We start from the raw sequence: 26521 nt of genomic DNA, 5'->3' as shown, positions 1-26521 counted from the left end.
TGACCACTGCAGCGATATTATTATCTTTTCCGAACTATCTGTTTCATAAACATTTATGATGAATGAGTTACCACCAAATATGGCACGCTATATTTCATAAGTTAATTATACGTAGCATAACAAGGTGGAGGTAAAGATATGATATCAGTTATTCAATTCGCCATAGCAAGTACTATTTTTTTGCAATCTTGGTTCGTTCCTACCGCACAATTAGAAGAAAGAAGCAAATGGGAATTTCCGCAACCTACAGTAATTATCGATGTTGGGCATGGAGGAATTGATGGCGGAGCTTATTATGGCAATGTATTAGAGAAAAATGTAAACTTACAAATTGCCAGAAAGTTATATGAGGTATTACAAAATCATGGGATTAATGTTGTGCTTAATCGGGCGGGAGATTATGCTTTAAGTGAAGAGAATCATTGGTCTAATGCTCGAACCCGTCATGGACGAGACCTATCGCAAAGAAAACAATTAACGGAAGAAATTGATAGTAAAATATTAGTCAGTTTGCATTGTAATGCATCTCCAAAGCCCAGCAGTAGTGGACCATTAGTACTTCATCAACCAACTGGTGAAAGTATCTTGTTAGCTCAATTTATACAAAATGCTTTGAATCAGCAACAACAAACATATTTTTTACCTAAATTAGGAAAAACCTATTATTTGCTCAAAAAAACACAAAAACCTGCCGTTATTGTAGAAATGGGATTCATCAGTAATGAGCAGGATCGTCAAATGTTAACCGACCCTGCTAGTCAACACAAAATTGCTGAAGCTATAGCATCAGGGATTGGGCATTATCATTGGTTGCTCCATTAAGTAAGACATTGCAATCCAATCCGAAATACGAATGAATTTTACCTGCCTGCTTAGGGCAGGTATATTTTGTTTAATAGCAGATGCAGTAATTTTGCCTGGAGGCCCGACATGACCGATAGCAATAATTTGATTTTTCTCTTTTATGAGTTGATGTATTTTATTCATTTGCTTATCGATATGAGCATCCGTATACTGATCATCCAAAAAGATATTATTAGTGACGTAGCTTACTCCCAATTCATTTGCCACTTTAGCAACAACTGATTTACTTGTCGTTTTACTATCCAAATAAAACAATCCTCGTTCTTTACATACGGTTAGTATAATACGCATTACTCGTTCATCAGCTGTCGCTTTAGAACCCATATGATTGTTCATACCGATAGCATGAGGAACATCGTTGATGGCAGCAATCGTACGTTTCCTAATTTCTTCATCCGACAAATGAACAAAAATTGCGCCCGGTCCAAGCCATTCTGGTTTTCCCACCTCTGGTTCGAGTGGCAAATGAACAATGACATCATGCCCTCGCTCATAAGCTAACTCTGCATCGCTTTTCGTACTTGGCAGAAAAGGCATAATCGCTGCCGTTATTGGAATAGACATGGATAACATTTGCAACGTACCTTGCATATTGTTACCAAAATCATCAATAACGATAGCAACTGTTTTTTCTTTCATCAAATTATCTTCAGCAGCTGTAATCACTTTGGCATTAGAAGTCAAACTAAACATTATTAATATAACGACTAACATCCAGATGCGACTACTTTGATTCATCCGATTTCCATATAACTTATTACACAATCGTGACCCCTCCTCACTTCCAATTAATTATATACAGTTACATTGTTTGTCAATATCGATCAAACTATGCTACTGTTCTATAATTATTTAGCATTTTGAGCAATCTTAAAGTACAAACAAAAAAAGCGCACCCCCCATTTACTGGCGAATGCGCTAATTCATTTAATCGAACAAATCTCCAAATACGTCTAGCACTGTTTTCTTTTTCTTGTATGGACGTCCATATTTATCATACTTATACTTATCGTCATGTTTGTATTTATCATGCTTTGGGTACGGATGTGATTGTTGATAGCCTGGCGGTGGAACTTGACCATATGGCGGCTGGGATTGGCTATAAGGCTGACGCTGCTGCTCATTTGTATGACTCATCGGATTATAATTAGCATCATAAGCTGCATCTGCAAGCCGTTCGCTTTCTAGCAATTTTTCCAGTTCTCCACGATCAAGCCAAACCCCTTTACAATCCGGACAAACATCAATCATTATATTATCCTTAACTACTTCTCGCATACGTACATCGTTACAAATTGGACATTTCATACTACTACACTCCCTAGTTAGGTTAAAACGCTATACTGTTCGTTCTTGCTCTGCTGCTTGATAAGTATAGTCGCGACTTAATTTCACTACACGTCTGTTTGGTCTTCTAATGATGACGGTTGTATCATCCCAGGCAACTACAATTCCTAAGACGTCATTTTGTTCCAGTGCATCGCGAATTACTCTAACTGTTTCACCACTTTGACGAAACTGATCTAATAATTGTTCTGTAACCATAACAAACTCCTTAAACAAACTATATTATCAACATTACTTTGAAACATTAACCTACATGTTCCTTTGAGTCATTCGTTTCATACCATTCATCTAATACGCGGGAAGACATTACTCGGTTGCATATATATGCACTTTGTTTTATTGTAAATTGATCTTTCCAGCTTATAGCAAGTTCATCGCATAATTGAACGATTGTTAATAATTCTGACCATGCTACATAACGTTTATACCAAAAAAATTGTGGATGTTCGATCATGTAAGGGTACAAATCATCAAACTCTGTATGTTTACAATCGAGCGCTCGTTCGAAGTGAATTTTAGCAGCTGCCAATTTTTCATTCATGAAGTCAGCCGACATCGTTTCCATGTTTGCGCCTCCCTCCATTCCTCACCATTATTATAAAGTAATTTGCTCCTAGTTGAAAGTGGATGTTAGTAACTAAGAGGAAAATTGAACTTCACCATCTGTCAGAGAAGCGATCTTTACTAAAGATTCTACCTGTATACCACTTTCGCGCAAATAAGCTCCTCCAGATTGAAATGCTTTCTCTACTACTATACCTGCACCTACTAAAGTAGCCCCTGCTCGCTCAATAATTTTAATTAAGCCACGAGCAGCATCACCATTAGCAATAATATCATCAATAAATAACACTTGGTCTGTTTCAGACAATAATTGCTTTGACACCATTATATCCGTTACCATTCCTTTGGTGAAAGATGGTACCCGCTCCACAAGCATTTCTGTATCGCCAACTAATGTTTTTTTCCTACGAGCAAACACAAGTGGTACGCCTAATACTAGAGCTGTTGCAAAGGCAACGGTTATACCGGACGATTCAATCGTAATTACTTTTGTAATGTGATGTTCTTTGAATCGACTTGCGAACTGCTCGCCAAGTTCCATCATAAAAGCAGGGTCAACTTGATGATTCAAAAAAGTGTCCATTACGATTACTTGATCAGAGATAACGATAGCTTCTTCTTTTATAAGTGTTTGTAATTTTTCCATAGTTTGTTCCCCCTACTTAAAACCTTTTTCATAACGTAACATATCCCATCCATTTTGCGCAACTAAAAACGATGTAAACATTAATTATTCGATCAATTGTCATGCCTGTCCCGTTTCTATCATACGCTGATGAAAAGAGGTATTCGTGAGGACAGGAGGTTTTTCAATGGTGGAGCAGCGTACGAATCGAACGGAAGCAATTCAAATTGCTTTCACTTATATGGGGACAATCGTTGGTGCTGGATTCGCAACAGGGCAAGAAATTTTACAATTCTTCACCAAATATGGTGCTGTTGCTAGTATGACTATTTTAATCGCTACGATGTTATTTATTGCGCTTGGTCAAAAATTAATGCTACTTGCTAAAAAAATTTCCGCAACCTCGTATGAGGACTTAAACAAAATGTTGCTAGGAGAACGAGCCGGCAAATATATTAGCTTCTTTATGCTAATCGTTCTACTAGGTGTTTCTTCTGTCATGTTAGCTGGCAGCGGTACAATACTGTACGAGCATTGGAACATTCCGTATCAAGTGGGTTTACTCTTTACAGCACTGATCTGTTTCTTCGTACTACGAAAAGGAATGAATGCAATACTAACCGTCAACAGTATTGTCGTTCCGCTTATGTTAATTTTTACAGCAATCGTAATCGTCAATACATTACAGCAGCCAACCTCCGGGCAAATTTTCGAATTACGCAATCAAGCACCTGTTTGGTCTGCACTATTATCACCATTTCTTTATACAGCCTTCAACTTGGCATTAGCACAAGCAGTTCTTGTACCATTAGGTGCAAAAGCATCGAATAACAATACCATTAAACTAGGAGCTATACTAGGCGGTGTAGGCATTGGTTTTATGCTCCTAGCAGGGCACTTTGCATTATCCGCTCATATGCCCGACATTGCACGATTAGCTATTCCAATGGGCGGTATTGCTAACCAACTAGGAACCATCATTCAATTTGGTTATATTATCATTATTTTTTCCGAAATTTTCACCACTTTGATTGCAGATGTCTATGGTCTGACATTACAATTACAAAAACGTGTTCCTTGGTCACACACTTTATTACTTGCTGTCATTTTATTTGTTTGTTTTTTTATTAGTCAAATCGGATTCGAACCATTATTATCTACTTTATACCCGCTATTCGGGTTTATCAGTTTAATCTGGCTCATCCAGCTATTACGTAAGTAGTTGACTATACACTTGCTCTAGTTGATCAATCACTCGCTTTAGAGAATAATCAGTTTTCGCTTTTTCCCAAGCTGCATACGCCATTTGCTGGCGAAATTGTTTATTTGTTATTAATTTCTCTAATGTATCTGCTAATTGTATCGGATCATCTGGCTGTACTAGTAAACCATTATAATTATGCTCAATTTGTTCAGCTATCCCACCTACATCTGTACCAACTAGTGCAAGCCTACATAATGCTGCTTCTGCGAATACGGAACCGAATGCTTCTGCTTTGGAAGGTAATACAAATATATCTGAAAAAGGCATAAATTGCTCTGGATGCAGCATATAACCATAAAAAATAATTTCATCATACACTTGCTCATCGATAGCTAATTGCTCTAATTGTTCACGAATTGGCCCATCACCGATGACATGTAGCACAAAAGAATGACCCCGCTGCTTTATAATAGCGCATGCTTGTAGTAAAGTGTCTAATCCTTTTGCTGGAACTAGACGACAAACCGTAATCAACTGGATTGTTTCATTATCATGTTGAATCGGTTGAAAACGACGTTCATCAAAGCCGTTAGCTATCACTTGAATAGCTTCCGGTTTTTTTATATATGCACTTAAATATTGTTTGAATGATTGCGAAACCGTTAACATCACATCGACACGCGCTTCTAACTCTCCATACAATGCAGTTAAAAAACGATGCTCGATCCCATTTTCTTCAATACGATGATTCAAAATTAATTCTTGTTCATAACTAGAATGGATCGTTACAATAAGTGGTGTATGAGGAAATAAACGCTTCAGTGTTAACGCAACTAACGGATGATGAGCATGAATAATATCATATTCGCCTTGCAATCTCATTCGTGCCCACCACAAATAATCTCGATAAGTTTGCACATATTTTTCAATTAAAGGATTACCGGCAAATGCTGCAAAATCAAATGTATAAAAATGAATATCGTCTTGCCCTTTTCCCCTCACTCGCTTTGGTAACGAAAAAAGTTCCATATTCCAATCTGCTTGTTTAAAACCTTCTGTAATATAAGGTACCATGGACGATACCCCACCCGGCTGCTCCGGCGGAAAAAACAAAGCTTGTAAAATTTTCACACAAACATCTCCTGATTATAAATCTAAGGCAAACGCCTCGAGATACTCATCTTAAAAAATATACGTTACCATACCATTATAAGCTTTGTTCTCCTAAAAATGCACATTACAAAACATAAACAAAAATCCGATCTGCCACTAACTAATTAAGTTAGTACAAATCGGACACCATAAAATCACAATTTTAATCAACATGTATTAAGATATTGTTTTATCAAGAAATGGAATTAGCAACTCCACTTGCCCTTCTTCTAGCATCGAGCTATCTGTATGATAAATTTCTATCGATAATGCATGTTCATTTTTCCGCAGTTGTTGTTGGTTCATCCAAGTCATTAACTGTTCATATCCTTCACCAACTCGATTTTCTCCGACTAATGTCATCGCATATTGATGTGCAGGAATTGTAAATTGCACCATCTTATCTGGTACTTCTTCCAACAAGTGCTTCACTTCCAAACATACACAGTATGTAGCCAGTACTTCATTAGCAAATTGCGGACAAATAAGTACCGATGGTTTTTTCGCTTCACTCAATTCATGTTTACGTGATGAAAACTGTGTTTGTAAAGCGATAACTTCGTCTGGAAAAGTAGAATAAGGACCACAATAACTTAGTCCAACGAGATGTATTGCAGGTTTGTTGACAATCGAACAGTTTTCCATACTATTCTCTCCTTTAATCGGCTAGAATCAGTAAGCCTGGATATATATAACGATTAGTAGTAGTATAACATAAACTTCCATCTAACGTGTACACATTTACTTCTATCCTATTGTTATTCTAATGGTATTATCATGTTACCACAACAACATTTATCACATTAAAATTCTAATCGCTTCATAAACTCTTCCGCAGCACTATAACCTTGTTGTTTCAAATACCAATTGTTTGCGGCAGCTTCAATTAAACCTGCTACATCACGACCGGGCTGCAACTGAATTTCGATATGCGGAATAGAAACATCCATATACTTTACGAACTTAGGCTCTAGCTCTAATTCATTGTTAAGTTCGTTTTCTCTCCATTTGGTTAACTCAATATCTAGTACAATTCGCGTTTCATCCTGAAAAGCTTTTCTTCCGTATAAACGAACAACATTGACAAGACCAACACTTCGTAATGCCAAAAATTCTTTGGTCACTTCATTATGTGTCCCTAATAATGTCTGCTCGCTGAGCTTTTTCAAGACAACAACATCATCCGCTACTAAACGATGACCACGTCTAATTAGAGTATGTGCCGTTTCGCTTTTCCCTATTCCTGATTTCCCTCGTAACAACACACCGATCCCAGATACGTTTAGGCAAACACCATGGATAGATATTTCTGGGGCAAGCACCTTTAGTAAATAGGCATCCAGCGCTCCGATAAACGGAGTAGTACGAAGTTTTGTACGTAGTAATGGAATTCCCTCTTCCTCACAATATCGCTTCAAATACTTCAATCCTGACTGATCAGATGTTACGATAAAACAAGGGGGATGATATTTAACAATGTTACCAATGTGCAGATTTCGTTCCAGATCCGTTAGTGCATGTAAATAGTTAATCTCTTTCTTTCCTAAAATTTGAACATGTTCTGTTGGAAAAAATTCAAAATAACCTACAAATTCCAAACCTGGACGATGAGCTCTAGCTTTCGTCACTTCTCGCTGCAATTGTTCTTCTCCCACCAACACTTCCAGTTGAAATTGGTCGGCTAATTGTCGTACTGTAATTGACTTCATCCATACTCCCTCCTTTTAGCGCCAAAAATCGCCCTTGCAATATAATAATACCAATTGCATGAGCGATTTTCACTATCAGTTTACTCTATTTCTAAAAGAAATAGAATCATTCAAAATTAAATATAAAATCTTCGTCCGTTAAAGGCTCTACATTTAGTGTGCGAATATAGCCATTTCCTTTTTTAGAGAAGAAGTCATGTTGACGTGTATGCGTACTAATACCATTGAAAACAATCGGATTGATAGGTTCTTCTGGAAAATAAGGATCAAAGCCTAAATTCATTAACGCTTTATTAGCATTATAACGAACATACGCCATTACTTCATCTGCAAGACCAATACTACTATATAGATCTTCTGTATAACTTTCTTCATTCGCATGCAGCTCTTCTAACAGCTCCATCACTTCTTTACGAATAGCTTCTTGCTCTTCCTCTGAGAAAGTTTGCATAAGTTCTTGTGCAAGTACACCTACATACAATCCATGAATACTTTCATCACGCAAAATAAGATTAATGATTTCTCCACTGTTAGTCATCTTACCTTGCCCTGCCAAATATAACGGATAGAAAAATCCACTATAAAACAAGTAGCTTTCCAAAAATACGGAAGCAGCCATCGCTTTATATAACTCTTTCGGACCGGTAATATTATTATAGCAGTTTGTAATTAATTTTGCCTTTGTTTGTAATTGTTCATTTGTTTCAATCCATTGAAATATTTGATCAATTTCTTCTACTGGAGCAAGTGTTGTAAATATACTACTGTAAGACTTCGCGTGGATTTGCTCCATCATCGACATAAAACCAAGTACCGCTTTACGCTGCAAACCGTCCACATATTCTAGTATTTTGGGCATTCCTACTCCACCTTGAATTGTATCAAGTAAAGTAAGTCCTCCTAACACTTGTTTGTACGTGTGTCGCTCTATATCGGACATGTTAAGCCAATCCATTTTATCATCTGACAAAGGAATTTCTTCATCTGTCCAAAATTGCATAATATTTTGTTGCCAAAATGTTAACGTAAAATCATCATCTGGTCGATTCCAGTTTACTGCTTTTATCATTGCAAACTCCTTCTCATGCTACCTAAATAGAGCATAAAATTTATATTAAACCGCGCAGCTTGTACATTCTTCCACGGACAAAATTCTTGTTCTTGTATAATAGAGCGACTTTAGCCCTTTTTTCGCAGCATAAACGTAGAATCGAGCTAACTCTCTCGTAGTTACATCGCTATTCACATGGAGTACTGTCGAAATACCTTGGTCCACGTGTTGATTAATTTCAGCAATAAGATCGATCAATTTGAACTGATCAATATTGTACGCTGATTTGTAATAGAAAAAGTTTTCTTGTGACAAGTAAGGCATCGGATAATATGTCGTTGAGTTTGCGTACGTTCTAGTTTCAATATGCTCTACAATTGGCATGACACTAGATGTAGCATTTTGAATGTACGAAATACTTTGCGTCGGTGCAATTGCCAGTCGATAGGCATGGTACAAACCATGTTGTTGTACTTGTTCTCTTAGTTTTTCCCAATCTGCTGGTCCCGGAATATACATACCATCGAACAACGCTTTTACACCGTCTAATATAGGACGGAAATCGGTACTGACATAACGATCAAAGTACGTTCCTTTGGCATACTCAGAGCGGTCAAAATCTTTAAACTGTTCTTTGCGTTCTTTGGCGATAATCATACTTTGCTCTAGGGAGTAGTAGTTCATCATCATGAAAAACACGCCAGCAAATTCTTTTGCTTCTGGACTTTCGTAAGCAATTTTATTTTTAGCTAGATAGCCGTTCAAATTCATTGCTCCAAGCCCCACCGAGTGCAATTCTTCATTCGCCTTACGAACGCCAGGTGCATTGTCAATTTTGGACATGTCACTTACCGTCGTTAGTGCTTCAATTCCTACTTGTACCGATTCTTTTAATTGTTTCCGCTCCATCACATTAACGATATTGAGCGATGCAAGGTTACAGCTAATGTCACGACGAATAACATCGTCTGTACCATAATCGTTGATTTCTGACGTTTCTTGTAACTGGAATATTTCCGTACATAGGTTAGACATCTTAATCGAACCAACATCTTTTAACGCATGGAATTTATTGGCATTGGTTTTATTCATAATATATGGATAGCCTGATTCTAACTGAATCGAAGCGATTTTTGTCAACATTTCACGAGCACCCATTACTGTCTTTTTCTTCACTTGGTCATTTTGTAGCAATTCATCATACATAGCATCCATGTCCATGTCATCTAAGTGCTGACCGTAAGCTTTGTAGACAGAGTAAGGTCCGAATACAACAAGTGGTTTGTTTTGCTCTGCTAGTTCATAAAATTTATTCGGCATAATAAGACCGATCGATAATGTTTTGATACGTAGTTTTTCATCTGCATTGATTTTTTTACAATCTAAAAATTCGATAATATCCCAACCGAAAATATTGTAATACCCTGCTCCCGATCCTTTTCGTTGTCCCATCTGATCTGCATAAGAAAACGCATCTTCCATCAGTTTTAGAACAGGCATAATACCTTTTGCTGCACCTTCTACCCCTTTGATCGGCTCGCCTCGCCCACGTAGCTTGGACAAATTGACTGCTACTCCGCCACCGATTTTGGATAACTGCATACAGGTACCTAATACATAGTTAATAGAGTTAAGAGAATCATCCATCTCTAGTAAGAAACAAGAAACCATTTCACCACGTCTGCTTTTCCCAGCATTTAAAAAAGTTGGTGTCGCTGGTTGCAATCGCTGTTCAATCATCGCCACTGCAATTCGCATCGCTCTATCAAAATCACCTTGTCCCAAATTAAGTGCAACAATCGCTACTCGATCAGCATACGACTCTAGATATTGTGATTTATCATTCGTTTTCATCGCATAATCTTTATAAAATTTGGAAGCTGCCATATAAGATTGAAATTGGAAATCATAACTCATAGTTTTGTCAAAAACAGCTATAACCTGATCGTATGTATACAACTCAAACACATTATCATAATAGTCATTTTCGATTAAATATTCCAATTTTTCACGCAAAGAATTAAATTTTACACTTTTTTCATCTACTTCTTGCATAAAAGCAACTACAGCTTCTTTATCTTTGTATAGTTGGTAAAAACCATCCTCGCCTCGTTGCATCAACTCATTATTTAGCTCAATATGTTTCAATTGTTTGCACCCTCTCAACAAAATGCTCTGTATCTTGCACAGTACCGCTTAGTTCAAACTTCAAAATAACCGGAACGTCATACTTCTCTGAAATATAATCTGCACTTTGGGCAAACCTGTTACCCCAGTTGCGGTTGCCACTAGCTGACACGCCACGCAAATGCTCCGCATTGCGCTCTAAAAAAGCATCTACCTTAGGAGGGACTTGTCCGAAACCTGTTGTATAAGTAACCATTACGAACGGCTCATTAATTTCGCTTTGTTCATCTACTGAGACTGCTCTCATTTTCAACTTGCTAATGAAACGCCTCACATTGCCCGTTCTAGATTCATAGACAATTAGCATTAAATCCTCGCTCCTCTAAAAAAATTTCAGCAATCAAAAAGCGCCTCCGACTACAAAATTCGCTACGAATGCGCCCCTAACTGCTGACTGAATAAAAAGTGGTTAAATCAACAATACATCAATATATAGTTGACGAATAGAATTGTACATCAATATGTAGTAATAGTCAATCTAAAATTCGATAGTTGAGGAGCTTGGACCAGTGTAGTAATTCCAGCTAATTTGTCAAGCGACTTTCAGCCTGTTCATTCAAAATGCGTTAATATTCGCACCATAAAAAAGACGTACTCGACTATTCTATCAGATCGCGCTATGATGGGGTAGTTATATTTTTAATTCGATGTAAATATTGGAGTGAGACAATTGACAATTCAGCAAACGAAGCAAGATATACTTGACCAATTACAGCAATTATTTCTAGATGCCGGATATTCCGTTCCTGAACTAGTAAACTATATCTATCAACTAGAACAACAGAACACACTACTTACAGAACAATTAAAAAAAGAAAAAACTGCTGTTCGACGCCAGAGCGGAACTACATATGCTCGCAGCAGCATGAACAGCAGATTAAAAGACGCGTTACGCGAATAATGTCGAGATTTGTTTTCGATTTATTTTATAGCTACAAAAAACAACCGATCATTTACAACTGTAAAATCACTCATCGAAAAATCGGCATACTGATCTACTTGCGTAAAACCAGTCTTACGAAGGACAGACTCTAACCACTCTGGTTCATATGCTCTTTGTAGTTGTCGTTCCTCAAACCGCCGAAAAACAGAACTAGAAGAGCTTTGAGAAAATATCGTCAGCAAATGTTCTATCGTCATCGTGTCCTCGTCATAATCACAATGCCAAATATAAGCAATATCCTCTTCATCCAATACAAATGGTTGCTCTACATTATATTGTTGAAAATGTTCTGGTAAACGAACATCGAATATAAAAATGCCGCCCGGCTTCAGCGCTCGCCAAGTAGACTCAAACGTTGCCACAATTTGTTCCGGCTCCAACAAATAGTTAATACTGTCACAAAACGACACGACCGCATCAACCAAATGTGCGGATTGCCATTCACACATATCTTGTTCCAGCCACTCTATTACTGGCGTTAGTGCTGCTTGCCGCTCCCACTTTTCACGCGCAATAGTTAGCATATCTGCTGACAAATCAATTCCAATCATTTGCTTGCCAGTACGAGCTAACGGTAATGTTACATTACCTGTACCACAACCAAGTTCAACGATTGTTTCTGGAGTACCGTATGTATGCCAAGCTTTTTCGACAAATTCCACCCATCGCTCGTAAGGCATATCATCCATTAATCGATCATAGGCAATTGCAAATTCACTTTCGTACTGTGACATATTTGCCCTCCTTAATCGTTGTTACCATCATTCGACACGGATTGCTCCTCAACTGCTATCGTCCAATTTCCTTCTTGCGTCACCAAACCATCTCGCATTAACTTACCTAGCGCTCGTTTAAACGCCGCTTTACTCATCCCAAAACGGCTGCGGATAATGTCAGCATCCGATTGATCGGAATATGGCATACGACGAGCAGGTCGCTCATTTAGAAAGGCTAACAATCGTTCCGCATCTTGTACTCGTCCCACTTCTTTTCGCTCACTCATAGACAAGTTTACTCTGCCATCTTCCCGAACAAACGTAATCCGCGCTCGCACCCGTTCCCCGAGTCTCAGATCTCTAATTCGCTCTGAGTCTGGAATTAATCCGTAGACTCCAAAGCCTACTACTCCACCATCTACAATAACAAATGAACCCATCTGAATCGTCTTACTGACAAAACCTTCCACCCAATTGTTATGCCAACTTTCTGGTGCAGGAAACACTAAGGGTGCCAAGTCAGGTTCTATTGCCAGCTTAGCAATTAAACGACCAGACTTATCATGCTGCATAAATACATATACTTCATCACCTGGAATCGGTCGATACGCTATATCCTCTGGAAGTTCACTTAGTGGTAATAGTAAGTGGCGGCTTAGTCCCATTTCGAGAAAGCAACCGAGACTACTATGAACATCCACGACCACTAATCTTGCTAACTCATGAAGCTGCATAAGTGGTTGATTCATCGTTGCTGTAATACGATCTTCAGAATCATGAAAAATAAAAACGGTCACCTCATCATTGATTTTCGGCTTTGAACCAACAAGCTCAGGATAAGGAAGCAATACATCATTGCTTCCATCCGTCAAAAAATACCCATAAGGTGATACTTCACGATCTACCGTTAATGTCATCGTTGTACCAGCAATTATATTCATGTGAATTCCACTTCTCTAGCGTCTGACCACAATTTCTCCAGACTATAAAATTCACGTTCTTCTCTATGGAATACATGTGCAATAACATCTCCCATATCAATCAGTACCCAGCGAGCGGAATTCATTCCTTCCATACCACGAATAACAGCACCTTTTTGCTCTGCTACTTTTTTTATTTCTGTAGCAATCGCTTGTACTTGTGCATCTGAATTTCCACTACAAATAACAAAATAGTCTGCAACAAGCGATAGCCCCTTCAAATCAAGTGCTACAACATTGTGCCCTTTTTTATCTTCAGCAGCATGTACGACAGCTGCCATTAAAGTATCAATTTGCAAATTCATCATTCTCCCCCTATTTAGATAGTTCGGTTTTATTAATCATTGTTTACATTGTTTACTTGTTCAGCCAACCAATCTCTTGCAGCTAAAGTTCCTGGATAAACAGTTTTACCTTTGGATTGTAAAAAAATAATCGTCGCTTCTAAACCAGCGAGTAATGTTCCATCGAGATCGATTTTACTCTGTTTGCGAAAATTGTCTACTCCTGGAAAACTACGTCCCGGTTCAATATAATCTGCTACCCAAATAATTTTTTCTAGCAATGACATATGGGCTCGACCTGTTGTATGATATCGAATCGCATTCAAAATGTCTTCATTCGTAATGCCATATTCGCTTTTTGCTACAAATACACCAGCCGGAGCATGCCATAATTGTTTGTCATAAGCGAGTACATCTACGTCTAATTGCTGTTCACGAATCGTTTGTTCCATTTGTTTCGTAGGCCAATACTTGGCTACATCATGTACGATAGCAGCTAGCTCCGCTTCGTCTGGATTAGCACCATAACGTTGCGCCAACTCGATGGCTGTACTAACTACACCTGTCGTATGCAACCAGCGCTTAGCTGACAATGCTTGCTGCACACTATCCATTATTTGTTGTTTACTCTGCAACATATAATTTGTGCCTCCTTATATATTGTAACACTTGATCTGGCACTTCATAACGAACGGAGAGTGAACGGCTCAACTTTTGTCGAATATTTGTAGATGATATTCCAATAAGCGGCATGTCAGCAAGTGAAATTCGTACTCGCAAATAATCAGGTATTACATTCCATTGGAATTGATCCGACGGTCGTTCCAGTCCAATAAAAGTAACCAGCTCCGCTAATTGTTCAATACGATGCCACTTCACCAGATCATTTATTCGATCAGATCCAATAATATAAGAAAAAGCATAGTCAGGATATTGTTCCACTAACGCTGTTACAGTATCAATGGAATAACTTGTTCCTCCACGTAGCTGTTCTATATTGTTAACTTTAAATTGTGGATTGTCTTCTATAGCTAGAGTAACCATTTCCAAACGGTGGGAAGCTGAAGCGGTAGAGTGCTGTTCTTTCAATGGAGCATCATACGTTGGAATAAACCACACTTCGTCTAATCGTCCGGTATTTAACGCTGCTTGCGCAGCAATTAAATGCCCTACATGAATCGGATCAAACGTACCACCCATAATACCGATTGTTTTCATGTGGCTAACTCCTTAGTTTGGCAATTCAATTTGTCTGTGATTTTGTGACGGTTTATAAAGAATAATCGTTTTTCCAATAACCTGTACTAGTTCGGAAGATGATTGCTCCGCTAATTCCACACCAATTTCTTTGGCATCATCGGCACAATTATTAAGCACAGACACTTTAATTAATTCGCGAACTTCAATCGCTTCTTCGATATGACGTACGAGGTGATCATTAGTGCCACCTTTTCCTACTTGAAAAATCGGTTGAAGCGAATGAGCCATCGCTCGCAAATAACGTTTTTGTTTCCCTGTTAACATACAATAAATTCCTTCTTTCCAACATGTCTTATAAAATAATTAATATTCTGTTAGCTTAATGAAGCAAGGACTACATCACGCATAGCGCTAACTGGTGCGTCTACGCCTGTCCAATACTCAAAAGCATAAGCTCCTTGATAAATAAACATCCCTAAGCCACCGTGCGTTTTCATCCCGCGATCCGCTGCTGTTAGCAAAAACTTCGTAGTTAATGGATTATAAATCAAATCACTTACTACAGTATGTTCGGATAACAACGATGTATCAAGTGGTGTTTCCTCCACATTAGGAAACATACCTGTAGATGTCGTATTAATTACTAAATCAGCTTGTGCAATTATACGCTCCGTTTGTTCTGGAGAACAAGCTTGTAGTACGGAACCTTCCATACAATAAGCTTGCAAAGATGATCCCAGCTCCTCCGCTTTACTAACCGTACGGTTAATTAACATTATCTGTTCTGGTTGTTCTTGCAGCAGTGCATATACAATGCCTCTTGCCGCTCCACCAGCTCCGAGAATAACAATTTTCTTGCCTTGCAATTGTGGCATTGCTTCTTGTTTTAAGGAACGTACATAACCAATACCATCCGTATTATAACCAGTTAATTTACCATTATCATTAACAATCGTATTGACAGCACCTATTGCTTGTGCAGCAGGATCAATAGCATCTAACAGTGGCATAATCGCTTGTTTATGTGGTATCGTCACATTTACTCCACGTATATTCATCGCTCTTATACCCGCTACAAAATCAGGTAACGCATGGTCTTTAATATGAAATGCTACATATACCCCATTAATCCCAGTTTCTAAAAATGCTCTATTCATCATAATTGGCGACTTAGAATGTACAATTGGATCGCCAATTACTGCATAAAGTATCGACTTGCTATCAATCGGATGGACTAGCTGATTCTGTTGCATTACTGTCTCTCCCTCAACATGTATCATGATACTATTTTAACCTACTGTACTGGCTAAACCATCGAGTCGCGCATAATGACCTTTACCCCTTTGGGAGCATGTAGTTCCACTAGAGCACCCAAATCACTATTTATTTGAATCCATCCTAAACCAGATACAAACAAATCATTTTGGGTTCCTGGCTTAACTCGAAGAGAATGCCTTGTCCACGTCGGAATTTCTTCTAGTTCCGCTAACGAAGGTCTACCTAACATTTCACCACGGTGATCAGCATACAATTGATCTGCTCGTTCTAATTTCGTCCGGTGAATATGAAGAGCATTAGATATATAGAGAGTAAACGACTGTCGCTTACCTTCTACAAAATCAAAGCGAGCAATACTACCAAGAAACAATGACTGCCCTGCATTGAGCTGATACACTAATGGTTTAATCATTTTATCTGGTAAAAGCGTTGCTAAAAAGCTAGCGGGAACAACTTCCGTTAAACGATTAGCATAGACAATACCAGGTGTATCTATAATAAACTTACCATCATCCAACGGAATATATACAGCATCCAATGTCGTTCCAGGATACTGCGAAGTAGTTAGCTCGTTATCTAAATCACTGTAATCATTAATAATACGATTGATTAATGTAGATTTCCCTACATTAGTAGCACCAACAATATAAACATCACGCCCATCACGATTGCGATCTAACGCAGTAATAACATGATCAAAACCAATATTGCGTTTTGCACTACATAGTACAACATCAACTACTCTAAGCCCTTGTAGTTTCGCTTGTTGCTGCACCCAATTACGTATCCGATTATAGTTGATTGACTTAGGCAGCAAATCAATTTTATTTACTACAAGCAATATTGGATTATTTCGTGCAAATCGGTGTAAACCACTAATTAAACTACCTTCAAAATCAAACAAGTCAACGATGTGTACAACCAAACTATCGGTTTCTCCAATAGAGCCTAAAAGCTGCAAAAATTGATCTTGATCAATGACAACGGAAGCTGCTTCATTATAATGCTTAATTCTAAAACACCGTTGACAAATAATAGGGCTACGCTCCAAAGCAGCAACTGGCAAATAGCCAGGTTCCGATTGCTTTTCTGATTGAAGCGCAGCTCCACATCCTGCACATGTATTATGTTGTAAGTTGTCCTGTTTCACCACTAATTATCCTCCTCTTGCCATAAACCACGTCTACGCAAACGAACTAACGCTACTTTTTCTAGCATCCTGTTTATTCGCGTTCCAATTCCTTCTTCGGACGGAGCAATTGGTTTTACCAAAATCGTAAATAAACCCATTCGATTTCCTCCGAGCACATCTGTCATCATCTGATCTCCGATCATTACTGTTTGACTAGCATTCAACTGCAATATGTGAAGCGCTTGTCTAAAAGCACGCAATGCTGGCTTTCTCGCTTTATAAACAAATGGAAGACGGAGCGGAGTTGAAAAATCTCCTACTCGATTCGCATTGTTATTGGATACAATAACGACGTTTATCCCTTTGGCTGCCACTTGCTCTAGCCAGTTAGCTAACTCCGGTGTTGCAAGCGGTGCTTTTGCTCCCACTAATGTATTATCTAAATCAGTAATAATCCCTCTAATCCCTTGTGCATATAGTCTATCCAAATCGATCTGATATACCGAATCTACTCTTAGTTTCGGTACTAATCTTTCGAACATCGCAGAGATCCCTCGTCTTTCTACCTACTTTCTTACGAAACTATACCATAGAATGCATTTTTGTTGCAAAAGATTATGCATTCTATGGGAAATAATTATTATTTTTGTGATGCCTCTGTAAATAAATGTCTAATCTGTTGATTAGCCACTTGATATTGCTCTATTTGTTCGTCGCTTAATGGCTCGTTACCATAGCAAGCTGCTTCAAAGAGATAGAGCACTGTTTGGAGTGCTACCGTCAGTTGCTTTCCATGTTCTTGTTCATATTTATTATCTGCTAACCAAACCATTATCGCTTCACGTATCGTTTGCTCCTCTAATACATGTAAATGATATCGCCTTAAGTCACGTATTAACCACTTCATTTCTAACTCTACTTTTTCATTGTTCGTTAAAGCTTTATAACGATACGTCCGAATCCAGTACATCATAGTATTCCGCTTCCAAACGATAACTCCGATGACACCTAGCAATAACACTACCCCAACATAACTCATTACACGTTTCGACAAATTAAACTGTTTCGTTACAGTAGCATTCTCTTCCACTGGAGCTACTTCTTCCACAGCCGGCTTCTCTTCTTTCTCTGGCAATGGCAGATCGCTTACAGCATTTTCAACTTCGATAAGGGGGTAACTGAAACCAGCAGTAGGTTCAAACGGTACCCAACCATAGTCAGCAAAATATATTTCCACCCAAGAATGAGCATCAGCATTACGAACTGTGTAAACACCCGCTCCCGTTGAATCTTCTGTCTCTGGAGGCATCGCTCCATTCGGCGTTATATCCGCTCGAGAACCGGCAGTATAACCTTTTACCCACCTAGCTGGCATTTCTAACGAACGAGCAAGAACAACCATCGCTGTCGAATAATAATCGCAATATCCTTCTTGTACTTCAAATAAAAATTGATCTACAAAATCGGTAGAATCTCCTGTCAATTTCGTAAAATCCGGTTGATTACTATAAGGATACGTTGTGCTTAAATAAGTTTCCAACAATTTAGCACGCTCATAATCATTTGTAGCATCTTCCGTCACCTCATATGCCAACTGCTTTACTCGATCAGGCAAACTGGTTGGCAATTGTACATACAGATCATTGATTGCTCGATGACTAATGTTTGCTTCTCTTTCCCTTAATTTTGCTTCATCCATAATTAATTGCTCCGATACGATCGAATACTGATCGATAACCGAACTCGTAGTGGCATCCCAATATAATTCAGCTAGCTCTGGATTCCACGTCGCAACTCTGCTCGTTTCCTGATAGGTGCCACTTTGAGCATTTAAAAGCTGATAAGGCGATGAAGCTGCAAAAACAACAGGGGACAGATCCGGCTGTAATAATTTCACATGTTGCACAATAGACTGCTTTTCTCCATTCTGCTCTATATAATCTCCTGTTAAAAGCGGTTCCTCCGATGCAAACACAGCTATTTCACGATTAAATTCACTTTGATCATCCATCTGCTCATCTGTCCAACCAAGTCCGCTATAATAAGACTTCGACTCTCCACGCCAATAGCTTTTTTGTGTCGTCTCGACCGTCATCACGGGAGAATAGTCATACATAAACCCGCCACCTAGCTGAGAATCATCCCGACCATACCCTGAAGTAGCAGTTAATACCGGTTCTTTTCTATCTACACTAGCTGCTTTTTCACCTAAAAACACATGAACCGATTCACCTTTTGACTGTTTCCACCATGTATAGGGATCTTGTAAAAAAGGAGCTGGAGCAGGTACATTCACTCCGACGATCATAACAAGACCAAGTACAATCGATAATGGTAACAGTACTTGTATAGGATACTGCAACAACTGTTTTCCTCTTTGGGGATGGCGCTGGTGCAATTCATGCAGATGATGCATTGCCAAATAGATCAGAAAAACTAACACAACAATGGCAACGTTGTCCCACAGCCAAATGGGAGTATACGAATCTGCAATCGTTAACGTTAACATACTGGCAACAAAAACTAACGTCATTTTCTTCCGAGTAAACATTTTATAAATAATAAATTCGTAAATAAATAATAATGCTATCACAATTAAAACATAAGCATATATTTGTTCTAGCTGATCAATTAACGAGTAAATTTGCTGTTTCAAGCTGTACTCTCGTAGTGGCAACAATAACTGCATGCCAGAAAGATACACGATAGTTGCTCCAGCAAATAACCAGTGCAATACAATTTTAGTTGTAAACCATCTCCACGGTAATAATAGTTGTACAGCCAACGCTGCTGATAAGGTGACATACACTACAGTAAACGTTTCTGACCACCAATAATTTTCAAATACTTCAATTGTCTGCAATACAATAAGGAACACTATAATGGAAGTAATTTTTTCATACCAATGATTTAGAAGAGCCTTCATCCTGCTCCACCCCTTTCCATCACACGTCGTAATTGTGCCAAATTATAAATATCATAAACAGGCCAGCGGTTTCCCATTTGACGACTTAATGTTGCGGGTGGATCTGTATGTAACGAAGGATATGTACTAAATAATTGCGGAAAAAGTTCCTTCCTCTCCAGCCACTGTAATGCTGGTAACAACTGCGTTTTCTCATTAGCAGAAACGAGTAACACGATGGATTGTCCATCTATTGCAGACGAAACAGACTGAAGTGCTTGCATTAAAGTAACAGTGCTACTACATTCTATCGTAGTTAAGTGTCGCAGCATCATTTGTCGTGCAGCAGGGCTAGTACTCGTTGGAAAAGTCGTCGATTTCTCACTAGCTGTAATCAAACCGACCGCAGAACTAAATCGAAGCCCACTATTTATTAACGATGCAGCAACCGATACCGCTAGTTCAAAATCGTGCAGATCATTATCCGATGCGTGACAACAATCCAGTACAATACATAATTTGGGCAACGCTTCTTTCTCGAACTCTTTTGATTTTAATTGACCTGTTCTAGCAGTAGCATTCCAATGAATCCGTGACAATCGATCGCCATGTACATACTGTCGTACACCATTGATCTGTGTTGTTTCTTTCGCATAACGAGTCGAACTACTTGCAGCGTAAACTCCTGCGCTTGACTTCACTAATTTTTCCCATTTCGTTATTTCAATCATACGTGGTTGGACATATAATTTTTGATTCGTATAAAACTTCCCACTATGTGCAAATAAACCAAACACATCTTTCGTAGTACAAGTTGTTTGTTCAAATAAATATGCTCCACGCTTAAGTGCTAGCGTCGTATACTGTACTTGCCCCTCTCGTTTCCAGCTCGGTAACAATGCATTCCGAAACACAAACTGATGTCCATCATGACGAATCAAATAATCATCAACAATGACATAGGGAATCGGATAAAAACCTGGAATCGTAATTTGTAATTCGACATGTAATGTTGTGCCCGCTAAAATTGTAAAATCCTGTTGCTTTTTATCTTGATCGATTACATTTTTTATATAATGTCTGCCAGTAACTTTTGCAATCCCGCTCCATCTGCTGAGTAATAAATAAACAAATAATAAGTTCAAAATAGTAAATAACATTAAAGCAGTTTTTCCACCTTGAAATAGAAGGTACATTAAACTAATACAATATAGTGTACATGCCAGCCAAAACCTTTGCTTTTGTTGCATGGAGCTAATCATCTTCCTTGTACCAAACCAACGGGTACTATTGTCGATTGTATAATTTCATCCATTATTTGGTCAGCTGTAACACCTTGCATTTTTGCATCTAACTGTAATAATAATCGATGAGCAAGCACATGCTTGGCAAGCGATTTCACATCATCTGGAGTAACATAACTACGATTCATCATAAATGATTTTGCTCTAGCCGCTCTCGCTAATGCTAATGATGCACGCGGACTTGCTCCGAGTAGTATATGTTGATGCTCACGCGTTGCTTGTACAATCGATAATAAATAACTACCTACTGTATCATCAATGTGAATAAGTTTTGCTGCTTCTTGTAATTGCACTAATTCAGTAATCGTAATGACTTGCTCGAGTTGATTCGCTTTAACTTGACTGTCGCCGGCAACAATCATTTGATGTTCATCCGTTGCATCCGGGTAACCTAGCGTCAATCGCATCATAAAACGATCCAGTTGTGCTTCCGGCAACGTATATGTCCCTTCAAACTCTATTCCATTTTGCGTTGCTAATAATACAAATGGTGTCGGTAATTCGTAAGAGTCCCCATCAACGGTCACATGTCCCTCTTCCATCGCTTCTAATAAAGCAGATTGCGTTTTGGTTGTTGCACGATTAATTTCATCAGCAAGTAAAATATTGGTCATCACCGGTCCCGGTCGAAATTGAAATTGTTCGTATTTGGGGTGATAGATAGAAACACCGGTAATATCGGTAGGCAATAAATCGGGATTACATTGTACCCTTCGAAACTGACCACCAATTGTACTTGCCAAAGCTTTTACTAATTGTGTTTTCCCTGTTCCAGGTACATCTTCCAAAAGTATATGACCATTCGCTATTATAGTAATGAGCAACAGCTCAATTTGCTCTTGTTTTCCTAATATGCAACGCTGTAAATTATGAAGTACATTTACACAAACGGACTGACTTACATTATCTATTATCATGCAGCTTCCTCCCAAAATTCGAGTTTGCTAGATTATAGCATCTTTAGACTCAGTTGTGGGTAATTTTAGATTAATTTTACAATTACAAAAAGTGGAGAATGCTCCGGAGCACCTCCACTTTGGAATAGTAACTTTCATCATTTATGTTAGCTTTAACCTTTCGGCTTTACGACGAGCGATGCTAAAAATGAGAATATAATAGCTGCTGAAATTCCAGCACTTGTCACTTTAAAAATACCAGTTAACACGCCGACCCATCCTTGTGTTTCTAGTTCTGTTAATGCACCATGCACTAACGCATTACCAAAACTGGTTATCGGAATAGTCGCACCTGCGCCGGCAAACGCCACTAACGGTTCATACAAGTACAAACCATCTACAATTGCACCAAGTACAACAAGTGTCGCCATCGTATGCGCAGGAGTCAGTTTCAAAACGTCGAACATCAACTGACCGATGACACAAATCAATCCACCTACTACAAATGCCCAGAAAAAAATCATATTATTTCACTCCTTGTCTGGCGATAGATACTGCATGAGCAATACAAGGTATCGACTCACCTTGTTGATACGTAAGTGGCGATAACAACGCTCCAGTAGCAATTACCAGTATGCGATTGTACTCCCCACTGACTACTTTTTTCAGCAGATGCCCATAGGTCACTACAGCTGAACAAGCACAGCCACTACCACCTGCTTGCACATTTTGACTGCCGATATCATATACCATTAAGCCACAATCTTGCAGCTTCCCTTGTCCACATTGAATATTCGATTTCGCTAATAATTCTTCCAGTATAGGTATCCCTACACTAGCCAAATCTCCAGTTACAATTAAATCGTAATCATTTGGTGTGCGACCAGTATCATTAAAATGAGCTTTAATCGTATCAGCAGCTGCCGGTGCCATCGCCGCACCCATATTAAATGGATCAGTAATTCCTAAATCTACCACTTTTCCGATAGTAGCACATTCAACAATCGGTCCTTCTCCCACTGCTGCAACGATAGCAGTAGCTGCCCCTGTCACCGTATATTGTGCAGTCGGAGGTTTCTGCGCACCATATTCTGTCGGATAACGAAATTGTTTTTCTGCTGTACAATTATGACTAGACGTACCAGCCATCACATTGTCAGCCGCTCCACTGTCCACCATTAATGCGGCGAGTGCTAATGCTTCCATGGAAGTGGAACAAGCACCGAATACTCCTAAGTAAGGAACCCCCAGCGTGCGAGCGGCAAAGGTATTCGATATAATTTGATTTAACAAATCGCCGCCCACATAAAATTGCAACTGTTCCTGCGTCATATTTATTTTTTCCAAAGCACTTTGTGCTGCATGCTCTAACAATTTCCGTTCTGCTTTTTCCCAGCTTTTTTCGCCAATATCTAATTCAGAATAAATATAATCGAAATCTTCCGCTATTGGACCTTCTCCTTCATCTGGACCGACAATGGTTGCGTGGCTTACAATAACAGGTGGTTTAGCAAAAACCCACGTTTGTTTTCCTGTATACATTTAGCTATGCCCTCCCAACCCAAATATCCAGTAAATAATACCGATAAAGAAAGCAGCCACTGTACCAAATACTAGCACTGCACCTGCCATTTTAAACATATTTCCTCCAACACCAAGCACAAGCCCTTCACTTCTATGCTCTAATGCTGCCGAACACATCGAATTGGCAAACCCGGTAACCGGAACGGCAGAACCTGCTCCAGCAAATTGCGCTATTTTATCATAAACACCCATACTAGTTAAAATAACGGACAGTAAAATCATAACAGCTACTGTTGGATTACTTGCCGCTTCTCTAGTCATACCCATAAAATAAATAAACATCTCCTGTACCCCTTGTCCAATAATACAAATAGTTCCACCGACCAAAAACGCACGAATACAGTTAGTAAATATAGACCGCTCTGGTTCTTTTGTTTTCGCCAGCTCCTGATACTCTTTCGACGACAATGACATATTCTTATATGGTGCTTGTTTCGTTTTAGTTTGCATAACGGACACCACTCCTTTCTAACTATTACATTGTTGATACTAATTACATTGTTTGATTTTAACTAATACAATATGCAAGACAAATAAATACAAAAAAGCCGTTCAGCTTCCAATTAAGCTAAACGGCTTCATTTACCAAACATGTTGCGAATGAAATAATCCTTATGAAATACGTGCCTTTTCAAACAATTGCTTATATAATCTACCAGAACGCTCCGCTAATGTCTCAGCACTTTCTGTTGGTGCTTCTGCTGTTAATATTTCTTGCGCAATCGCGCCTTTATAACCGATCGTTTGTAACGCCTGCAAAAAAGCAACTAAATCGATAACACCTTCACCTGGATATAATCTGCCGTTATCTAAAACATCCTCCACTTTTACATCCGGCGCATCATTAATATGAACATGAACAATTTGTTCTGCTTTTAATTGCAACAAATCATCGATAGTTCCTTCATTCGTATACCAATGAATAGCATCGAGCAATAAGCCAACGTTAGGTTCTCCTATCGCTGCTATCATCTCTAATGTATCTTCCATCGACCAAATAAACGAATTTTCCCAAGCGGTCCGCAAATGATGTGGACCTACAAACTCTAATCCTAAACGTACATTGTAAGCACCTAATATTTGGGCACATGTTTTCAATCGGCGAATCGCTTTAGCCATAAATAAGGCAGCTGGTTCATTCGTAGCTGGCAATATATACGTACAACAGCTTGTACATCCTAATGCCGCAGCAGCTTCTGCTTGCTCTGCCAATTTGCTAAGTCCCGCTTGAAAATTTTCCTCTGTGGAACGCCAGTCGACCGATAAACCGATAGAACCAATGGCAACATCATGCTTGGCAAGTAAATATTTGGCATTTTGAACACCGGACATTTCATTAATTAAACTTAAAGCGTCCAAATCAACTGCTTGAAATTGATGGTTCGCTGCAAGCTCAATTAAATGTTGATTACTACTTACTTTTCCCAAACCAGCACCACTTAATCCTTTTAACATACCTATCCCTCCACAAGCTATTTTTTATATAATTAATAACGGTAATCCAACGTAATTTCTTTTCCTGTACGAGATGATTCATATATCGCATCTAATAATAAATTATTAGTAAAGCCACTAAATGCTGATGATATCGGTTGCTTGCCAGATATAATACAGTCTAAAAAATGTCGACTCAAGCGAAGCCGCTCCCCTTCATCGGATGCTGGTTGCTGTAGCAACGTTTCCATAGGCAAACCAAATTTTTCCGTTAAAAATTTCCCTTGTGTTCCCCGATAAGTCGCTCCGCCATCAGAACCGAGCAAATGAATGAAAGGAGCATTATCGGTATCCATATGAACCGCCCAGCTCAAATCTAATGTGAGTGTACTACCATCTTCCATTTTAATAAATGCCATCGCCAAATCTTCAACATCAAACGTACCAGCCCAATCCGGTGTTCCCCAATTGCCAATCCCTTTTCTTTTGGGACCAAACTCAGCGTACGTAGATCCATATACGGAAACTGGTTTGGGATTTCCCATTAAATAAAGAGCCAAATCGACCATATGAACACCTATATCAATTAATGGGCCGCCGCCGGACTCTGATTTTTGCGTAAACCATGTCCCCCAACCCGGTATACCTTTGCGTCGAAACCACCCTGCTTTCGCTGCATAAATATGACCTAATTCGCCGCGATCCACTTGTTCTTTTATTTGCATCGGAATAGATTCCCAGCGCATTTGATGACTTACCATCAGTAAAGAATCGTATTTTTCGGACGCTCGCATAATGTCACGCGCTTCTTCTCCATTAATAGCCATCGGCTTCTCCAGTAGTACATGTTTACCTGAAGCAAGAGCTTTCACAGCTAATGATGCATGATATTTATTAGGTGCGCCAATAATAACAGCATCTACATCGTCACGAGCAATTAATTCCTCTGCCGATAAAGAAACACTGGCAATATTATATTGTTTTGCTTTTTGTTCAGCAGCAGGTAAGTAAACATCTGTAATTGTACGTATTTCACACAGATCCGATAATTTTGAAAATTGTTCCGCGTGAACTCCTCCAATATTACCTGCTCCTATAATACCTATTTTTATTTTTGGCGAATTAGACATTTACATAACTCCCTTCAATCCTTCTGTCACTA

Annotated in this window: 31 protein-coding genes; 3 read left to right on the top strand and 28 right to left on the bottom strand. The window is 38.8% G+C overall.

The genetic code is table 11. The features are described from left to right. Positions 1–138: 138 nt before the first annotated feature. Positions 139–822 carry an N-acetylmuramoyl-L-alanine amidase family protein gene (locus ACFSTH_RS08685; RefSeq protein WP_377772266.1) on the top strand — a complete coding sequence of 228 codons (684 nt, stop codon included), beginning with the start codon at positions 139–141 and terminating at the stop codon, positions 820–822. Here ACFSTH_RS08685 and ACFSTH_RS08680 read toward each other — a convergent pair. The 5 genes from ACFSTH_RS08680 to ACFSTH_RS08660 form a co-directional block, all read right to left on the bottom strand. Beyond that, positions 787–1629 (bottom strand): divergent polysaccharide deacetylase family protein, encoded by an 843-nt coding sequence (locus ACFSTH_RS08680; RefSeq protein WP_377772268.1) that lies wholly within the window; start codon positions 1627–1629, stop codon positions 787–789. The two genes, ACFSTH_RS08685 and ACFSTH_RS08680, sit on opposite strands and share 36 nt — an antisense overlap. A gap of 162 nt (positions 1630–1791) precedes the next feature. Further along, positions 1792–2172 (bottom strand): TFIIB-type zinc ribbon-containing protein, encoded by a 381-nt coding sequence (locus tag ACFSTH_RS08675; protein ID WP_377772270.1) that lies wholly within the window; start codon positions 2170–2172, stop codon positions 1792–1794. Between the two features lie 30 nt (positions 2173–2202). Then, the gene (locus tag ACFSTH_RS08670; protein ID WP_377772272.1) at positions 2203–2409 is read right to left on the bottom strand and encodes a hypothetical protein; all 207 of its coding nucleotides are present in this window, start codon (positions 2407–2409) and stop codon (positions 2203–2205) included. A 46-nt stretch (positions 2410–2455) separates the two neighbouring features. Further along, positions 2456–2776 (bottom strand): hypothetical protein, encoded by a 321-nt coding sequence (locus ACFSTH_RS08665; protein WP_377772274.1) that lies wholly within the window; start codon positions 2774–2776, stop codon positions 2456–2458. Positions 2777–2848: 72 nt separating this feature from the next. Then, the gene (locus ACFSTH_RS08660) at positions 2849–3421 is read right to left on the bottom strand and encodes a xanthine phosphoribosyltransferase (protein WP_377772276.1); all 573 of its coding nucleotides are present in this window, start codon (positions 3419–3421) and stop codon (positions 2849–2851) included. Between the two features lie 166 nt (positions 3422–3587). Between ACFSTH_RS08660 and ACFSTH_RS08655 the strand changes: the two genes are divergently transcribed. After that, positions 3588–4622, top strand: coding sequence for a YkvI family membrane protein (locus ACFSTH_RS08655; RefSeq protein WP_377772278.1), 1035 nt, complete (start codon positions 3588–3590; stop codon positions 4620–4622). Here the strand turns inward: ACFSTH_RS08655 and ACFSTH_RS08650 are convergent. The 6 genes from ACFSTH_RS08650 to nrdI all read right to left on the bottom strand — a co-directional run bounded on the left by ACFSTH_RS08650 (position 4611) and on the right by nrdI (position 11010). Further along, positions 4611–5735, bottom strand: a complete 1125-nt coding sequence (locus ACFSTH_RS08650) for a glycosyltransferase family 4 protein (RefSeq protein ID WP_377772280.1) — start codon at positions 5733–5735, stop codon at positions 4611–4613. The genes ACFSTH_RS08655 and ACFSTH_RS08650 overlap by 12 nt on opposite strands. Before the next feature lie 198 nt (positions 5736–5933). Continuing rightward, positions 5934–6401 carry a GyrI-like domain-containing protein gene (locus ACFSTH_RS08645; protein WP_377772282.1) on the bottom strand — a complete coding sequence of 156 codons (468 nt, stop codon included), beginning with the start codon at positions 6399–6401 and terminating at the stop codon, positions 5934–5936. A 158-nt stretch (positions 6402–6559) separates the two neighbouring features. Next, the gene (hprK, locus tag ACFSTH_RS08640) at positions 6560–7465 is read right to left on the bottom strand and encodes an HPr(Ser) kinase/phosphatase (RefSeq protein WP_377772284.1); all 906 of its coding nucleotides are present in this window, start codon (positions 7463–7465) and stop codon (positions 6560–6562) included. Positions 7466–7571: 106 nt separating this feature from the next. After that, the gene (gene nrdF / locus ACFSTH_RS08635; protein WP_377772875.1) at positions 7572–8531 is read right to left on the bottom strand and encodes a class 1b ribonucleoside-diphosphate reductase subunit beta; all 960 of its coding nucleotides are present in this window, start codon (positions 8529–8531) and stop codon (positions 7572–7574) included. Between the two features lie 48 nt (positions 8532–8579). After that, positions 8580–10664 (bottom strand): class 1b ribonucleoside-diphosphate reductase subunit alpha, encoded by a 2085-nt coding sequence (nrdE, locus tag ACFSTH_RS08630; protein ID WP_377772286.1) that lies wholly within the window; start codon positions 10662–10664, stop codon positions 8580–8582. After that, a complete protein-coding gene (gene nrdI / locus ACFSTH_RS08625) occupies positions 10651–11010 on the bottom strand; it encodes a class Ib ribonucleoside-diphosphate reductase assembly flavoprotein NrdI (RefSeq protein WP_377772288.1) in 360 nt (119 codons plus the stop codon). Before nrdI ends, nrdE begins: the two co-directional genes overlap by 14 nt. Before the next feature lie 363 nt (positions 11011–11373). Here nrdI and ACFSTH_RS08620 point away from each other — a divergent pair, with 363 nt between their 5' ends. Continuing rightward, on the top strand, positions 11374–11604 hold the full coding sequence (locus ACFSTH_RS08620; protein WP_377772290.1) for a hypothetical protein: 231 nt from the start codon (positions 11374–11376) through the stop codon (positions 11602–11604). Positions 11605–11624: 20 nt separating this feature from the next. On the opposite strand, the gene ACFSTH_RS08615 is transcribed toward ACFSTH_RS08620, so the two are convergent. The 17 genes from ACFSTH_RS08615 to ACFSTH_RS08535 all read right to left on the bottom strand — a co-directional run bounded on the left by ACFSTH_RS08615 (position 11625) and on the right by ACFSTH_RS08535 (position 26489). Beyond that, a complete protein-coding gene (locus tag ACFSTH_RS08615) occupies positions 11625–12380 on the bottom strand; it encodes a class I SAM-dependent DNA methyltransferase (RefSeq protein ID WP_377772292.1) in 756 nt (251 codons plus the stop codon). 11 nt (positions 12381–12391) lie between these two features. Next, positions 12392–13303: a CvfB family protein gene (locus ACFSTH_RS08610; protein WP_377772294.1), complete on the bottom strand. Its 912-nt coding sequence runs from the start codon at positions 13301–13303 to the stop codon at positions 12392–12394. Continuing rightward, entirely contained in the window at positions 13300–13647 is a 348-nt protein-coding gene (gene rsfS, locus ACFSTH_RS08605; RefSeq protein ID WP_377772877.1) for a ribosome silencing factor, read from the bottom strand. The genes ACFSTH_RS08610 and rsfS overlap by 4 nt, the downstream gene beginning before the upstream one ends. Positions 13648–13679: 32 nt before the next feature. Continuing rightward, entirely contained in the window at positions 13680–14264 is a 585-nt protein-coding gene (yqeK, locus tag ACFSTH_RS08600; protein ID WP_377772296.1) for a bis(5'-nucleosyl)-tetraphosphatase (symmetrical) YqeK, read from the bottom strand. Then, a complete protein-coding gene (locus ACFSTH_RS08595; protein ID WP_377772298.1) occupies positions 14251–14844 on the bottom strand; it encodes a nicotinate-nucleotide adenylyltransferase in 594 nt (197 codons plus the stop codon). The genes yqeK and ACFSTH_RS08595 overlap by 14 nt, the downstream gene beginning before the upstream one ends. 12 nt (positions 14845–14856) lie before the next feature. After that, a complete protein-coding gene (gene yhbY, locus ACFSTH_RS08590) occupies positions 14857–15150 on the bottom strand; it encodes a ribosome assembly RNA-binding protein YhbY (protein ID WP_377772300.1) in 294 nt (97 codons plus the stop codon). Between the two features lie 50 nt (positions 15151–15200). Further along, positions 15201–16079, bottom strand: coding sequence for a shikimate dehydrogenase (aroE, locus tag ACFSTH_RS08585; protein ID WP_377772302.1), 879 nt, complete (start codon positions 16077–16079; stop codon positions 15201–15203). Between the two features lie 53 nt (positions 16080–16132). Then, positions 16133–17257: a ribosome biogenesis GTPase YqeH gene (gene yqeH / locus ACFSTH_RS08580; protein WP_377772304.1), complete on the bottom strand. Its 1125-nt coding sequence runs from the start codon at positions 17255–17257 to the stop codon at positions 16133–16135. After that, on the bottom strand, positions 17257–17778 hold the full coding sequence (locus ACFSTH_RS08575) for a YqeG family HAD IIIA-type phosphatase (protein WP_377772306.1): 522 nt from the start codon (positions 17776–17778) through the stop codon (positions 17257–17259). Before ACFSTH_RS08575 ends, yqeH begins: the two co-directional genes overlap by 1 nt. A 98-nt stretch (positions 17779–17876) precedes the next feature. After that, positions 17877–20162, bottom strand: coding sequence for a transglutaminase family protein (locus tag ACFSTH_RS08570; RefSeq protein ID WP_377772308.1), 2286 nt, complete (start codon positions 20160–20162; stop codon positions 17877–17879). Then, positions 20159–21391, bottom strand: coding sequence for a DUF58 domain-containing protein (locus ACFSTH_RS08565; RefSeq protein WP_377772310.1), 1233 nt, complete (start codon positions 21389–21391; stop codon positions 20159–20161). The genes ACFSTH_RS08570 and ACFSTH_RS08565 overlap by 4 nt, the downstream gene beginning before the upstream one ends. An 8-nt stretch (positions 21392–21399) precedes the next feature. Beyond that, a complete protein-coding gene (locus ACFSTH_RS08560) occupies positions 21400–22362 on the bottom strand; it encodes an AAA family ATPase (RefSeq protein WP_377772312.1) in 963 nt (320 codons plus the stop codon). Positions 22363–22514: 152 nt separating this feature from the next. Then, positions 22515–22865: a stage V sporulation protein AE gene (spoVAE, locus tag ACFSTH_RS08555; protein ID WP_377772314.1), complete on the bottom strand. Its 351-nt coding sequence runs from the start codon at positions 22863–22865 to the stop codon at positions 22515–22517. A gap of 1 nt (position 22866) precedes the next feature. Further along, complete coding sequence (spoVAD, locus tag ACFSTH_RS08550; protein WP_377772316.1) at positions 22867–23883, bottom strand: stage V sporulation protein AD; 1017 nt, start codon at positions 23881–23883, stop codon at positions 22867–22869. Beyond that, a complete protein-coding gene (spoVAC, locus tag ACFSTH_RS08545; protein WP_377772318.1) occupies positions 23884–24375 on the bottom strand; it encodes a stage V sporulation protein AC in 492 nt (163 codons plus the stop codon). Positions 24376–24537: 162 nt separating this feature from the next. Beyond that, entirely contained in the window at positions 24538–25380 is an 843-nt protein-coding gene (locus ACFSTH_RS08540; protein WP_377772320.1) for a sugar phosphate isomerase/epimerase family protein, read from the bottom strand. 32 nt (positions 25381–25412) lie between these two features. Next, entirely contained in the window at positions 25413–26489 is a 1077-nt protein-coding gene (locus ACFSTH_RS08535) for a Gfo/Idh/MocA family protein (protein ID WP_377772322.1), read from the bottom strand. Positions 26490–26521: the final 32 nt, after the last annotated feature.

Origin of the sequence: Paenibacillus yanchengensis, from assembly GCF_042684845.1 — a bacterium.
Classification (GTDB): Bacteria; Bacillota; Bacilli; order Paenibacillales; family Paenibacillaceae; genus Pristimantibacillus; species Pristimantibacillus yanchengensis.
This window is presented reverse-complemented; position numbering and strand designations above follow the sequence as displayed.